Source organism: Marinilabilia salmonicolor (assembly GCF_003003035.1).
In the GTDB taxonomy this organism is placed as follows: domain Bacteria; phylum Bacteroidota; class Bacteroidia; order Bacteroidales; family Marinilabiliaceae; genus Marinilabilia; species Marinilabilia salmonicolor_A.
Genome location: NZ_PVTS01000017.1, coordinates 91,176 through 104,965, shown reverse-complemented (window position 1 = coordinate 104,965; position 13,790 = coordinate 91,176). Strand labels below are relative to the sequence as shown.

General features: G+C 41.3%; 12 protein-coding genes and 2 tRNA genes. 9 read left to right on the top strand and 5 right to left on the bottom strand.

The features are described from left to right. The first annotated feature begins 15 nt into the window (after positions 1-15). From folP to BY457_RS15415, 4 genes are all read left to right on the top strand, one after another. The gene (folP, locus tag BY457_RS15430; RefSeq protein WP_106154227.1) at positions 16-888 is read left to right on the top strand and encodes a dihydropteroate synthase; all 873 of its coding nucleotides are present in this window, start codon (positions 16-18) and stop codon (positions 886-888) included. Positions 889-925: 37 nt separating this feature from the next. Continuing rightward, on the top strand, positions 926-1,705 hold the full coding sequence (cdaA, locus tag BY457_RS15425; protein WP_106154226.1) for a diadenylate cyclase CdaA: 780 nt from the start codon (positions 926-928) through the stop codon (positions 1,703-1,705). A 176-nt stretch (positions 1,706-1,881) separates the two neighbouring features. Next, on the top strand, positions 1,882-3,237 hold the full coding sequence (locus tag BY457_RS15420; RefSeq protein ID WP_106154225.1) for a mechanosensitive ion channel family protein: 1,356 nt from the start codon (positions 1,882-1,884) through the stop codon (positions 3,235-3,237). A 28-nt stretch (positions 3,238-3,265) separates the two neighbouring features. Then, complete coding sequence (locus tag BY457_RS15415; protein WP_106154224.1) at positions 3,266-4,126, top strand: TIGR01777 family oxidoreductase; 861 nt, start codon at positions 3,266-3,268, stop codon at positions 4,124-4,126. Positions 4,127-4,177: 51 nt separating this feature from the next. On the opposite strand, the gene pckA is transcribed toward BY457_RS15415, so the two are convergent. Together pckA and xerD are read right to left on the bottom strand one after the other, a co-directional pair. Beyond that, on the bottom strand, positions 4,178-5,797 hold the full coding sequence (gene pckA / locus BY457_RS15410) for a phosphoenolpyruvate carboxykinase (ATP) (protein ID WP_106154223.1): 1,620 nt from the start codon (positions 5,795-5,797) through the stop codon (positions 4,178-4,180). 503 nt (positions 5,798-6,300) lie between these two features. Beyond that, positions 6,301-7,200: a site-specific tyrosine recombinase XerD gene (gene xerD / locus BY457_RS15405; RefSeq protein ID WP_106154222.1), complete on the bottom strand. Its 900-nt coding sequence runs from the start codon at positions 7,198-7,200 to the stop codon at positions 6,301-6,303. A 332-nt stretch (positions 7,201-7,532) separates the two neighbouring features. On the opposite strand from xerD, the gene aroQ reads away from it, so the two are divergent. The 4 genes from aroQ to BY457_RS15385 all read left to right on the top strand — a co-directional run bounded on the left by aroQ (position 7,533) and on the right by BY457_RS15385 (position 9,780). After that, entirely contained in the window at positions 7,533-7,946 is a 414-nt protein-coding gene (gene aroQ, locus BY457_RS15400) for a type II 3-dehydroquinate dehydratase (protein WP_106154221.1), read from the top strand. A 43-nt stretch (positions 7,947-7,989) separates the two neighbouring features. After that, complete coding sequence (gene pyk / locus BY457_RS15395; RefSeq protein WP_106154220.1) at positions 7,990-9,429, top strand: pyruvate kinase; 1,440 nt, start codon at positions 7,990-7,992, stop codon at positions 9,427-9,429. A 168-nt stretch (positions 9,430-9,597) separates the two neighbouring features. Continuing rightward, positions 9,598-9,674, top strand: a tRNA-Asp gene (locus BY457_RS15390). A gap of 29 nt (positions 9,675-9,703) precedes the next feature. Next, positions 9,704-9,780 (top strand) — tRNA-Asp (locus tag BY457_RS15385). A gap of 366 nt (positions 9,781-10,146) precedes the next feature. On the opposite strand, the gene BY457_RS15380 is transcribed toward BY457_RS15385, so the two are convergent. From BY457_RS15380 to BY457_RS15370, 3 genes are read right to left on the bottom strand one after another with little or no spacing between them, the layout of a single operon-like run. Then, positions 10,147-10,686 (bottom strand): RsmD family RNA methyltransferase, encoded by a 540-nt coding sequence (locus BY457_RS15380; protein WP_106154219.1) that lies wholly within the window; start codon positions 10,684-10,686, stop codon positions 10,147-10,149. After that, positions 10,677-11,531 (bottom strand): DUF3822 family protein, encoded by an 855-nt coding sequence (locus tag BY457_RS15375; protein WP_106154218.1) that lies wholly within the window; start codon positions 11,529-11,531, stop codon positions 10,677-10,679. Before BY457_RS15375 ends, BY457_RS15380 begins: the two co-directional genes overlap by 10 nt. Positions 11,532-11,545: 14 nt before the next feature. Continuing rightward, entirely contained in the window at positions 11,546-12,175 is a 630-nt protein-coding gene (locus BY457_RS15370) for a hypothetical protein (RefSeq protein ID WP_106154217.1), read from the bottom strand. Positions 12,176-12,352: 177 nt separating this feature from the next. Here BY457_RS15370 and BY457_RS15365 point away from each other — a divergent pair, with 177 nt between their 5' ends. Further along, positions 12,353-13,774 (top strand): ATP-dependent DNA helicase, encoded by a 1,422-nt coding sequence (locus BY457_RS15365; RefSeq protein ID WP_106154216.1) that lies wholly within the window; start codon positions 12,353-12,355, stop codon positions 13,772-13,774. The last annotated feature ends 16 nt before the right edge of the window (positions 13,775-13,790 follow it).

Here is a 13,790-nt window from a genome sequence, read left to right as displayed (position 1 = left end):
AAAAGAAATAAAGAGATGAACCAATACGAAGTTGAGAAAAAATATCTGCCTTCAGATTTCACCATCAATTGTAACGGTCGTCTGGTTGATTTAACAAACCCTGTGGTAATGGGGATTATTAATATCACTCCGGACAGCTTTTATGAAAAGAGCCGAAAGAATACTACTGATGCTGTTCTCCAGAGGGTAGAACAAATTATTGATGAGGGTGGTCAAATGGTGGATGTAGGTGCATATTCGTCGCGTCCGGGAGCTGATGATGTTCCCGAAGAAGAGGAGTGGCAACGCTTGTGGCCGGTTTTGTCTGCCATCAGAAAACAGTGGCCTGACTTGTTGATATCGCTGGATACTTTTCGTGGTCGGATTGCTGAAAAATCCGTTGTTGAGTTCGGCGTGGATATTATTAATGACATATCTGCAGGGCAGCTTGATGATTCAATGTTTGATACCATTGCCCGGTTGAATGTACCTTATATTTTGATGCACATACAGGGTGACCTGAAAAATATGCAAAAGAATCCTCAATATAATAATGTTACCGGAGAGGTTCTTTTATTTCTGGCGCAGAAAATTGATGAGTTGCGTAGTCGCGGAGTATCAGACATTATTGTGGATCCGGGTTTTGGGTTCGGAAAGAGCATCGATCATAACTTTGAGTTGCTGCACAATATTGAACAATTTAAGATGTTTGAACTTCCCCTATTGGTTGGCGTTTCGCGGAAGTCGATGATTTACAGGTTTCTTGGTGGTAGTCCGGAGACCGCATTGAATGGTACAACCGTAGTGAATACGCTGGCATTGACAGGTGGAGCTAAAATTTTACGGGTCCATGATGTTAAAGAAGCCGTAGAATGTGTTAATTTAGTGACAAAAACAGAGCAATGGTAATTGCAGCTTCCCAATTTTTGAATTCAAAACACAAAATATGACCTTCCTGGAAATACGATTTATCGATTTGGTGGATATCTTTCTGGTGGCTTACCTTATGTATCGGCTTTATAAGCTGATTAAGGGTACAGTGGCCCTGAATATTTTCATTGGGATTTTCGCATTTATCGTTTTTTGGCTTGTTATTAAGTCATTAAATATGGATTTGTCCTCCACCATACTCGATAACTTTGTGAATGTTGGTGTGTTGGCTATTATTGTGGTATTTCAACAGGAGATAAGACGTTTTCTGCTCTTACTGGGAAGTAAATATAATCTGCATAATAAGTTTTCCTTCGATCGCTTTTTTGAGAGTAAATCGGCCGGAATGATGAATATTTATATCAAGCCGGTTGTCCAGGCTTGCGAAGACTGTGCAAGATCTAAGACAGGAGTATTAATCGTGATAACTAAAAACTCGGAACTTCTTGATTTTGTGCATACAGGGGAGTTGTTGAATGCTGTAATTTCAAGGCGACTTATTGAATCTGTTTTCTTTAAAAACAGTCCCTTGCACGACGGTGCGGTAATCATCAACAGAAATAAAATAAAGGCTGCCGGCTGTATTTTGCCGGTTTCACAAAATATGGAACTGCCCAAGCGTTTTGGTTTGCGACACAGAGCTGGTATGGGAATTACAGAATCAACAGATGCTGTGGCCATCGTTGTTTCTGAAGAGCGTGGACGCATTAGTTTTTTTCAAAATGGCAGGGGAGAATACAATATCTCCATTGAAGAACTCGAAAAAAGATTGGAAGAAGCAGGACTCACCAATTAGAGTCCGTTTAAAAACAAAGCAAAGTTTCTTAAGTTCGCTGTGTTTGTTCAGAAGGTTCCGTTTACAAGGCTTGCTATTAACGGAAATGTGGAGTTTACTCGAGTAAATGAGCAATTTCCGCTAATGGCGTAACGCAGGAAACGGGATTTTATGGACAGACACATAAATATGCTTTTATGATTGACTCTTTAATTACGGAAATGCCCGCTTATAGTGAAGGATGGTTGTTGTCTCTTGACTATCTGCAATACCTGCAATTGGGCCTGATGATTCTTGCCCTTGCGCTTGCATGGATTTTTTCCAGACCTGAAAAACTGGCATCCGGAGCTTCTGAGATGAAAAAGATTTTCCTGATCACTCTTGCCTGGGTAATCAGGGGTGTGGTGACAGTTGGCCTGGCTTTGTGGGCACTCAGTGTTTTAGGGTTGAACCTTGGTGAGTTTTTTGGCACTCCGGTGGTTACCATTGCAGGAGAGGTTCCTGTTTCGCCATTCTTTTTGTTTACACTGGTGGTAGGTGTTTATTTGCTGGTTGTTTTCAATAAATTTATCAAGCGATTTATTTCAAAAGCTTCAGAGAAATGGCGGTTCGACAGAAATATCGCCAAACAGTTGCGACGGTTTGCAATGTTGTTGCTGTTCATTTTGCTGGGACATTTGTGGTTAAAGTTGGCGGGTTCATTTTTGCTTGATTTATTCAATGATAAGCTGTTTGCCATCAATGAAGTGGCCATAACACCCGGAATTCTGGTATATACCCTTTTTATTCTTTACGGAGTTGCGCTGGGTATTCGGCTTATTGAGGTTATTTATACACGCCATGTGCTTTCCAAAGGGTTAAATATGGGGCAGTCCAAAACCGTATTTCAGTTGTTGAAATATGCGCTTTGGGTGATTGCTATTATTTTTACACTCGATTCCATTGGTATTAATATTACCGTTCTGGTGGCAAGTTCTGCAGCACTCCTGGTCGGACTCGGGTTTGGTATCCAGGGCTTGTTTAATGATTATATTTCCGGTCTGGTGGTTTTATTCGAAGGGCTTATCAAAGTTGGCGATGTGGTAGAGATCGAGTCGGAACTGATTGGTCGTGTGATGGATGTAGGTCTGAGAACTTCCAAAATTCTGACCCGTGACAACATTATTATGATTGTTCCCAATCATAACTTTGTGAGCGATAAAGTAATTAACTGGAGTTACAATGAGCAAAAAACCCGCTTTCATGTGGATGTGGGAGTGGCCTATGGATCTGATGTCAGATTGGTGGAAAAGTTGTTGATAGAAAGTGCGTTGGAGCAGAGTGAGGTGATTGATGAACCCAAGCCACATGTTCTTTTTAGGGATTTTGGGAACTCTTCCCTTGATTTTCGCTTGTTTTTTTGGGTGGAAGAGGTTTTTTATGTCGAGATATTGAAAAGTAAAATTCGTTTTACTATTGATGAGAAATTCCGTGAGCATGAGGTGGTTATACCCTTCCCGCAGCGGGATTTGCACCTGAAAACCGGCTGGGATCAGATGGGACACAGAGAGTGATTTTTTAAATTAAAAAAAACGCGTAGCTATGAACATAGCAATAAGTGGTATTACCGGATTGGTAGGGCAGGCTTTAGCTGAAAGGTTATTGAATGCAGGCCATTGTGTTGCCGGAATCGGACGGGCAGACTTTGGCCGGGATATAGCTCATCTTCAGAATAAATTAAAGGGTGTTGATGTGGTGGTTCATTTGGCTGGAGCACCCATACTTAAAAGGTGGACAAAAAAATGGAAAGAAACCATACTTAGCAGCCGCACAGAGACAACCGCACAGCTTGTAGAGGCGATGAATGGGATGATGATTCCTCCCTCTGTGTTTGTTTCTGCTTCTGCTGTTGGTATTTATGATACTTTTGAAGTTCATGATGAATACTCGACCGAGTATGCAGATGATTTTCTTTCTATGGTTTGTCAGAGATGGGAAGCAGAGGCCATGCAGGTGGACACAGCAAAAATAAGACTGGCTGTTGTTCGGTTGGGGATGGTCTTATCTTCCGAAGGCGGAGCCCTGAAGCAAATGGCTCTTCCTTTTAAAATGGGGGTGGGAGGCCGTATCGGCGATGGAATGCAACCCATGCCATATATCCATATTGATGATTTGACTGCCGGAGTTGAGTGGATAATTAATCATGATGATCAAAAAGGAGTTTTCAATATGGTTGCTCCGCAGATGGTGTCCAATACTGAATTTACTGATGCCTTAAGTGCGGTACTCAATCGTCCTGCTTTTTTTGTAATTCCTGAGTTTGCCCTGCGCATACTTTATGGAGGTGCTGCAACTGTTATTACCGAAGGTCAGAAGGTGATACCTCACCGACTTCCGGATAGTGGGTTTCAGTACCGTTTTCCGGACATACGACTGGCACTTGGCGATTTGCTGAAAAAATAAAACGGGACGCATTTTGCATCCCGTTTCTGATGGTGATTCTATCTATTTGCTTCAGACAGTTACTTCATCGAGCTGAGGACCGGCAGTAACAAGAGCTTTTCCCTCTTCGTTATCGGTGTACTTCACAAAGTTGTTGATGAATCTTGAAGCAAGATCCTTTGCTTTTTCTTCCCACTCTTCAACATTGCTGTAAGTATCCCGGGGATCCAGAATTTTGGGATTTACCTGATCGAGAGCAACAGGTACCTCCAGGTTGAAAACCGGAACCGTTTTGGTTGCCGAATGCTCAATGGAGCCGTCCAGAATTCGGTCGATAATGGCTCTTGTGTCTTTTATGGAAATCCGTTTTCCGGTACCGTTCCAGCCTGTATTAACCAGGTAGGCTGTGGCGCCTGCGGCTTCCATTCTTTTTACCAGTTCTTCTGCATACTTAGTAGGATGAAGAGAGAGAAATGCCTCGCCGAAGCAAGCGGAGAAACAGGGTACCGGTTCGGTAATTCCTCGCTCTGTGCCGGCAAGTTTGGCTGTAAATCCACTGAGGAAATGGTATTTGGTTTGTTCCGGGGTAAGCTTTGAAACGGGTGGCATAACTCCAAAAGCATCAGCAGTCAGAAAGATAACTTTCTTTGCGTGACCTGCCTTTGAAACTGGTTTTACAATGTTGTGAATGTGATAAATGGGGTATGAAACTCTCGTGTTCTCAGTTTTGGAAGAGTCGGTAAAGTCAATTTTTCCATTTTCGTCAACAACTACATTTTCCAGAAGCGCATCCCGCTTTATGGCCTGATAAATGTCTGGTTCGGCTTCTTTATCAAGATTGATGGTTTTTGCATAGCATCCTCCCTCAAAGTTGAACACACCGTCGTCGTCCCAACCGTGCTCATCATCTCCGATTAATGCCCTTTTGGGATCGGTGGAAAGGGTGGTTTTTCCTGTTCCGGAAAGACCAAAGAAAATGGCAGTATCTCCCTCTTTACCTACATTGGCGGAGCAGTGCATGGCTGCGATTCCCTGTAATGGAAGGAAGTAGTTCATCATGGCGAAAATTCCTTTTTTCATTTCACCTCCATACCATGAACCGCCAAGGACGTGCATTTTATCAGTGAGATTGAAAACAGTATAAACTTCGGAGTTCAACCCATGTTCTTTCCATTTGGGATTAACCGTTTTTGCTGCGTTGAGCGATACAAAATCAGGCTCTCCGTAATTCTCTAATTCCTCTTGGGTAGGACGGATGAACATATTTTTTACGAAATGTGCCTGCCAGGCAACTTCCATTATAAAACGAACTTTTAATCTGGTGTCGGGATTGGCTCCGCAGAATGTATCCATTACATAAAGCTTCTTACCGGAGAGCTGTTGAATGGTCATCTCCTTCAGTTCTTCCCAAACCTCAGGTGTGACAGGCTTGTTGTCGTTGGGAGCATGCTCTGATGTCCACCAGATGGTGTTTTTAGTGGTTTGATCTTTAACAATGTACTTGTCTTTGGGTGAGCGTCCTGTGAATACTCCGGTATCCACGGCAACAGCATCCAGTTCTGTGACAATACCTTTTTCAAAACCTTCCAGGTTGGGGTTGGTTTCATCTTTAAAAAGGATTTCATAGGAGGGATTATGGACGATCTCTTTAACGTCCTTAATTCCATACTTTGTTAAATCTGGCTTTTGCATATTAAAGGTTTTTTTACTTTTTGTAATACTCTTATGATGAGTTTTTTAAATTGAATTGTATCAAAAGTATGAAAAATACTTTAATAAAGAAAAAAAGCATTAAATGTTTTTAATTTTTGGCGAATAAAATGTTTTAATTTATTGGTAGTAAGGGTTTTGAAAGTTCTATTTGACAAATTAGTAGTAATTTAAAACGAACAAAGGTTTATTTTGGCCTGTTCGAAACAGGATTGATCAAAATATCGGTGTAAATTAAGCCCAAAAAAGGTATTTAAGTATTAAATATCTTTAAAGGCAGATATGAGGAGAGCGCTGTTATGTAGCTGAGTCCGGTTGTGGTCAGGTGTTTGGCATTTTCCCGGATAATTGAAGAGTTCTGATGTCGATTTTTACGAAATAGAAACAAACCGAATGAGAGGAAACAGAAAACAAAAATGCCCGAAAAGGAAATGGATCTCCTTTTCGGGCATGGATAAATATTTTGTTAATAAAGCTTGGTCGAATCAGGATCTTGGGTGGTACTGAATAATGGTATTTTTCAGGTACTCCTTGTCCAAATGGGTATAGATTTCGGTAGTGATAATGGATTCATGGCCAAGCATCTCCTGAACTGCTCTTAGATTCGCACCTCCGTCAATTAAATGGGTGGCAAATGAGTGTCTGAATGTGTGCGGACTGATATTTTTTTCAAACCCCAGTTTTTTGGTGATGTTTTTGATAATGGTAAAAATCATTACCCTTGAAAGTTTTTTTCCCCTTCGGTTGAGAAAAAGGATGTCTTCATGTTCGGGATGAACATTCAGATTTCGACGGTATTCACTCAGATAGAGGTTTATCTCCTTGATTGCCTTGGTGCTTATGGGAACCAGGCGTTCTTTACTTCCCTTACCTTCAATTTTTACAAATCCTGATTCAAAAAAGAGATTGGAAATCTTTAAGTCAATCAACTCCGAGACTCTCAGTCCGCAACTGTACAGCGTTTCCAAGATGGCTTTGTTTCTTTGTCCTTCTGCCTTTTTGGTGTCCACGGCATTGATAATGGTGTCAATTTCTTCGACAGAAAGTATTTCCGGAAGTTTTCGTCCAACTTTCGGAGTCTCCAGCAGAGCTGTAGGGTCCCGGTCAACTTTTTCTTCGATTAGGAGGTATTTGTAAAAAGATTTTATACCGCTGATGATTCGGGCCTGTGTCCGGGGACTGATCCCTTTGCCGTTGACCCATTCAAGCATTTGTTTGAGGTGATCAAGAACAATTTGTTCCGGACTCAACTCGTACTGTTTTTCTTTGAGAAACTGAACCAGTTTGTAAAGATCAGTTATATAAGCATGTATTGAATTGTCCGATAGTCCTTTCTCAATTTTCAGATAATTCTTAAATCCTTCAATTTCATTTTCCCATTTCATCGTTTCTATGATTTGTTTTTATGGAGTGTCATCTTTTCTTAATCATCGGGTGGCCTCAGGGACAATAGTCAGGTTTATTGACGCAAGATAAATACCAAAATGATAATATTAGGTTAAAGTTGCAAAATTTTTTTATGTAAATGCAAATATTTCATCTATTAATTTGCCATATAAACCTGAAATGTAATATATTGTTACAACAGGCAAAACAATGATTTGTTCTTTTGTGTGTTAATGTGCTCTGTGGCAATAGATTTGAAAACATTTTCAGGTTACTTTTTTTTATTTTGTACCATTGTCGTATTTTTGCATCGTTTTAAATATTTTGTTTTATGAACATCCTCATTATCAATGGCCCGAACTTGAATTTGCTGGGCGTACGGGAACCGGATACATACGGGAACCAATCTTTTGATGACTATCTCTCTATCTTACAAAAAAAATATTCTTCTGTTAAGATTGATTATTTCCAATCCAATTCCGAGGGTGAAATTATTGATAAAATTCATAAGGCAGGGTTTAGTGCAGACGGGATAATTCTTAATGCAGGAGCCTATACACATACCTCGGTAGCTATCGCAGATGCCGTTAGTGCTGTAAAATCTCCGGTGGTGGAAGTGCATATTTCTAATGTGTTTAAGCGCGAAGAGTTCAGGCATCATAGTTTTTTATCCCCTGTTTGTAAAGGGGTTGTTGCCGGTTTTGGTATGGACTCGTACCGACTGGCTATTGAATCATTAATATAGAGTTGAATAATCATATTTTTTTATCTGAAAAAAATAACAAGGAATGAAGAAATTCACCAAAATTGTGGCAACAGTGTCCGATCAACGATGTGAAGTTGATTTTGTCAGGAGACTTTTTGAAGCGGGAATGAATGTGGCACGTCTGAATACTGCTCACCTGGATTTTGAAGGTATTAACAAAATTGTTACCAATATCAGGGAAGTGTCAGACGAAATCGCCATTTTAGTTGACACCAAGGGGCCCGAAGTGAGAACAACAGTATCTGACGAAGATATTGAGCTGAAGACAGGTTCTGAATTACTGTTGGTGGGTGATCCGGATAGCAAAACCGATGAACGGAAAATTTGTGTTTCTTACCCTCATATTGCTGATGATGTTTCAGTGGGTAGCCATATTCTGATTGATGACGGAGAGATTGACCTCGAAGTTATTGAGAAGGACAACGGTGTGCTTAAGTGTAAGGTTATGAATGACGGTACGCTTGGCAGCAGAAAAAGTGTAAATGTTCCGGGAGTTCGCATAAATCTACCTTCCCTGACACAGCGCGATAAGGGATTTATTCGTTATGCCATTGAGAATGAAATTGATTTTATTGCTCACTCATTTGTGAGGAATAAAGAGGATGTTATCGAAATTCAGAAGATTCTCGATGAGCACGAAAGTCCTGTGAAGATTATTGCCAAGATTGAAAACCAGGAAGGTGTTGAAAATATTGACGAGATTCTGGAGAATGTGTATGGTGTAATGGTGGCTCGCGGAGACCTGGGAATTGAAATTCCACAGGAAAAAATTCCGGGACTTCAGCGTCAGCTTATTCGTAAGTGCGTAGAGGCAAAGAAACCCGTTATTGTGGCTACACAGATGTTGCACTCAATGATTAAGAATCCGCGTCCTACAAGAGCTGAGGTTACCGATGTTGCCAATGCCATTTATTATCGTACCGATGCCATCATGCTTAGCGGAGAAACTGCCTATGGAGCTTATCCTGTTGAGGCAGTTCAGACAATGGCAAGCATCGCCCGTGAGGTAGAGGCAGCAAAAGACAGCCGAAATGATATCCCTGTTGATGTGGTTAAGCATGATATTACTGCTTATCTGGCAGATACTGCAGTAAAGGCCTCCCGTGAACTGGATATTAAGACCGTTCTGACCGACAGCCTTACCGGGAAAACTGCACGTTATTTGTCTGCTTTCAGGGGGCAGAATGCAGTGGTTGCTTTGTGTTACAATAAGAGAGTAGGACGTGAACTTGGATTGTCGTATGGTGTTTTCCCTGAATTGACAGAAGCAGGTAGTTCAAAGGGAGAGATTCTGAAAAATACCTTGAACAGGCTTCAGATGGTAAAAGTCATTAACGATGAAGATTTGATTGCTTACCTGGGAGGTAGTTTTGGTATTGGTGGCGGCACCACTTACCTGGAAATTGTGACTGTGGAAGCTCTTTTAAATAAGACAAACCGTTTTGTCGAAAAGGAAGAGTAATTTTTTAAATAATTACTATTTTATCAACCGCCAATTTATCAAATAGTTAAATTGGCGGTTCTTTTTTTAATGAAAAAAAAGGTCAAGAAAATTGCATTTTGTATTGCAGGAATAAAAAGAACCGTTATCTTTGCAACGCTTTAAAACAAAAGGGTAGCGCTCTTTTCTGGTCTGGTAGTTCAGTTGGTTAGAATGTCGGCCTGTCACGCCGAAGGTCGCGGGTTCGAGTCCCGTCCAGACCGCCACCGGAAAAATATTGAAGAGCGCCCTTTTTGGTCTGGTAGTTCAGTTGGTTAGAATGTCGGCCTGTCACGCCGAAGGTCGCGGGTTCGAGTCCCGTCCAGACCGCCAAAAAAAAGTCACTGATTTGGTTCAGTGGCTTTTTTTGTTTTAGGTGGTGTGGGTTTCTTTCTTTTTGTTTATCCCCTGGAATAAATTCCAGGATCATGAGATGGGTCGCTCCTATGGAGCTTTGATGACTTTATAGAGCCATAGGCATGATGCATATTGTGGTCCGTGATTTCAATCCCAGGACTTGGATGGAGCTTTGATAACTTTATAGTGCCATAGGCACGGTACATATTGTCGTCCGGAATTTCAATCCCAGGACCTCGATGGAGCTTTGGTGACTTTATAGTGCCATAGGCACGATTCACATTGCGGTCCGGGATTTCAATCCCGGAATTAAGTTTTGAAGCAAATTTCCAACTTCATCGATTATTTTTGCTGAAAAAAAGAAAAGTTTACTTTCCCGTAGTTGCGTTGCTGCCAAAAATTGGGATGATTCTCGAAGTTATTATCAGGGCCGTGTTCCAAAATGAAAAGTCCTGATGACTGAAGTGCTTTGGAATTGATTATAATTGACGGTAGTTCTTTCAATTCAGGCAGGCTAAAGGGTGGATCGGCGAAAATCAGGGAGTAGGGCCTGTTTTCTTTTTGAAGGTATTTAAACACATCTGCTTTCACAACTTTGATGGTGTCTGTTAGTCCAAATGTTTCACAAGTGGTTATTATATACTTGAAGTGAGGAAAGCTTTTCTCCACTGTGGTTACGGAAAGTGCTCCTCTTGATGCAAATTCATAAGACATGGCTCCGGTGCCACCGAAAAGATCAAGCACCTCAAGATCCTCAAAAGAGATCAGGTTATTAAGTATATTGAACAAACTCTCCCTGGCCTGATCTGTTGTTGGCCGTGCCTTAAAAGAGGCTGGTGGGGAGAATCTTCTTCCTTTTAATTTTCCGCTGACTACACGCATCCTGCAAGACTAAAAAGATTGTAAAACTGATGTCCCGGAACATCTCTGAAAAGGTAACTGTACTGAAATCCTGATGGAAGTCCGGGTTGCTTCACATGCTTCAGGTATTTTCCCAGCTTCTGCTTAATTTTATTGGCTGAAGGATGATGGCCAATAAATTGTATTTCTGCAGTGGCAGGGGATATTTGCAGTTGTTCAAAGACAAACAGGGTAAAGTAAATGAGGTCATCTTCCCCGTTGATCTCAAAGGTATTACAAAGTCTCAGGTTGTTTTTCTCCAGTACCACCAGATCGAAGAACCGGTTCTGAACGTTTATTATAATCTGGCTTTTGCTGTTTCCCGGTCTGCTGATGGCCAGTTTTGTCTCCGTCATGGGCACATATTGATGGAAAAACATTGGCTCCGGAAATTGGCGTTTAAAAAGGTTTTTGAGCTTTTCCGGAATCGTGAAGACAGTGCAGGCATCAGCCATTTTCATATTGGTAAATGCGATGTCACTACCCGAAGGAACCTGATGTGTGAAACTTAGCCATTTTTGAGCTTCACCAGGCTGAAACAGACCTGACGGAACCAGTGTGGAGACCGGAGAAGGAATCAGTATAAATACCTTTTTGTAAGGTAAGTTTAAGAGTTCATTGTCCCGGAAAATCTGTTCGGCAATTTCAGGAAGCTCTTCGGGTGTCAGATTTTTAAAGGCAAAATGACGAAATTGTACATATTTATTCCTGACAGGATCAAGTGTACAAAAAGAAAATCCATCCAGGCTTGCCTGGATGGATAAAAAATATGACGATGTAATCGTTGTATCGTAAGTTTCGTCAACCACAGAGAGGTCAGGAATCATAAAATAAATTTTTGTTATTCCCAGTTTCCGGCACTGTTGTTGGCTTCAGTAAGTGAACCAACTTTAAGGCCAGGATATCTTTCATAAGCTATGTCTGCATCGTTCAGGTTGATGATTTCCTGCTCTTCAAGACCTTTCAGATAAGTGTTGTTGTGAACTTTTGCCTCAAAAATGGGTACTTCAACACCGGAAGCTGTATTAATTTTGGTGGCTTCCATCTCAAACTCTTCTTTGTTGGTAAAGGGTACATACCTGAGTGAGTCTGCAATAAAATTTTTATTGAAGAGCGAGTCTTTTACAGAAACAAAAATTGTATCCCTTTTGATGATTCCCTTTTTCAGAGCCTCTAACTCGGTCATTCCTTCTTCCAGCATGCTGTCAGTCAGACGTCCTTCCATTTTAACAAGACGAAGAGAATCATTGTTAATGAACTCAATGAGTGTGTCAAAACTACCTGTAAATTTCCCGTTCAGAGATTTATAGGCCCGTTGAGCTTCGCGGATTCCTTCCAGTCTTTCAATTACTTTTTCTTTCCTTTCGTTGTGTGCCTGCTTGAATCTTACTGGCTTTTGAATGCTCTCTACACACAGATAACCCAATGCAAGAATGGCAACTGTCAGAATAATCTGGATTGCTGTTTTCATTATTTTTCGGATTTTGTTTTTTGTTTGAAAGCACAAATTTATAAAAAAAATCAAACCTTCATTTCTTTATCTGAAATAATTCGCAAATCTTTGTGCATTATTGTTTCAACGCTTGTGAAATAGGGTGTCGGAGCAGAATTGAAAACAGGGCGTTTGAGCGTAAAATTAGTGAAAGATATGCTGCAGGATTTTTTAAAGACAAAACTTATTGATGGTTTAGGCTTTTTGCCTACTGCTTCTCAGGAGGAAGCAGCCGGAGTACTCGGTGAGTTTCTTGCAGCTGCAACCGACCAGTCGGCTTTTATTTTGAAGGGGTATGCGGGTACCGGAAAAACGACCATGGTGAAAGCGGTGGTTCAGGTACTTTCTGAACTTAAACAGAAAGCTTTTCTACTTGCTCCAACAGGGCGTGCCGCTAAAGTTTTATCCAATAGTGTCGGAATGCCTGCCTATACCATACATAAGAAGATCTACCGACAACAATCATCCAAAGATGGTTTTGCTGCTTTTGATCTGAATAAAAATCTTCATAAGGATACATTATTTGTTGTGGATGAGGCTTCAATGATTGCCAATGATGGAAGTGGCAGCCTTTTTGGTTCCGGCCGTCTGCTCGATGATTTATTGAAGTTTATTTTTTCCGGTTCCAATTGCCGGGTGCTTTTTATCGGAGATGATGCACAGCTTCCTCCGGTGGGGATCTCGCTTAGTCCTGCCCTGGAGAAAGGGAATCTGGAAGCTTATGGGCTCACGGTTTATGATGCCACCCTCACTGATGTGGTTCGGCAAAAGGCAGATAGTGGAATCCTCACCAATGCTACGCACTTGCGGGATATGCTTGAAGGGGGTAATCAGGATAGCTCTTTCCCTGAATTTGTGGTTGCTGAATTTCCTGATTTCTTTCGTATTACCGGTGCTGAGTTAATGGAGGAACTTGATTATTGTTACAATCATTTTGGTCAGGAGGAGACACTGGTAGTTTGTCGCACCAATAAAAGAGCCAATCTGTATAACCAGGGCATCAGGAATACCATGCTTTTCAGGGAAGAGGAACTAACGGTTGGAGATTATCTGCTGGTAATGAAAAACAATTATCATTGGGTGAAAGAGGAGGATAAAATTAATTTTATTGCCAATGGTGATATTGCAGAAGTTGCCAGGATTACCGGGCATCAGGAGCTTTACGGCCGCAGGTTTGCTGACGTGGTGCTTCGTCTGGTTGACTACAAAGAGGTGGAGCTGGATGTGAAACTACTGATGGATTCAGTAGCACTTCCCGGAGCCGGTCTTAAGCAGGAGGAGCAGGAGGCTTTCTTTTATAAAGTAATGGAAGATTATCAGGATGAGTCGGATGCAAAAAAGCGCTTTGACAGCACCCGGGAAAATGATTTTTACAATGCTTTGCAGGTAAAATTTGCTTATGCAATGACCTGCCACAAGTCTCAGGGCGGTCAGTGGAAAGCTGTTTTTGTGGATCTGGGATATTTTACTGAAGAGTATCTTTCACGAGATTTCCTGCGCTGGCTTTACACAGCTGTTACCCGAGGTACAGAGCGGGTTTACCTGGTCAATTTCCCCGATACTTTTTTTCAGGATTAGGCAAAAGAAAAGGGTT

Coding starts and splice junctions, on each gene's coding strand:
- folP (WP_106154227.1), top strand. CDS start 16: ATGAACCAATACGAAGTTGAGAAAAAATATCTGCCTTCAGATTTCACC.
- cdaA (WP_106154226.1), top strand. CDS start 926: ATGACCTTCCTGGAAATACGATTTATCGATTTGGTGGATATCTTTCTG.
- BY457_RS15420 (WP_106154225.1), top strand. CDS start 1,882: ATGATTGACTCTTTAATTACGGAAATGCCCGCTTATAGTGAAGGATGG.
- BY457_RS15415 (WP_106154224.1), top strand. CDS start 3,266: ATGAACATAGCAATAAGTGGTATTACCGGATTGGTAGGGCAGGCTTTA.
- pckA (WP_106154223.1), bottom strand. CDS start 5,797: ATGCAAAAGCCAGATTTAACAAAGTATGGAATTAAGGACGTTAAAGAG.
- xerD (WP_106154222.1), bottom strand. CDS start 7,200: ATGAAATGGGAAAATGAAATTGAAGGATTTAAGAATTATCTGAAAATT.
- aroQ (WP_106154221.1), top strand. CDS start 7,533: ATGAACATCCTCATTATCAATGGCCCGAACTTGAATTTGCTGGGCGTA.
- pyk (WP_106154220.1), top strand. CDS start 7,990: ATGAAGAAATTCACCAAAATTGTGGCAACAGTGTCCGATCAACGATGT.
- BY457_RS15380 (WP_106154219.1), bottom strand. CDS start 10,686: ATGCGTGTAGTCAGCGGAAAATTAAAAGGAAGAAGATTCTCCCCACCA.
- BY457_RS15375 (WP_106154218.1), bottom strand. CDS start 11,531: ATGATTCCTGACCTCTCTGTGGTTGACGAAACTTACGATACAACGATT.
- BY457_RS15370 (WP_106154217.1), bottom strand. CDS start 12,175: ATGAAAACAGCAATCCAGATTATTCTGACAGTTGCCATTCTTGCATTG.
- BY457_RS15365 (WP_106154216.1), top strand. CDS start 12,353: ATGCTGCAGGATTTTTTAAAGACAAAACTTATTGATGGTTTAGGCTTT.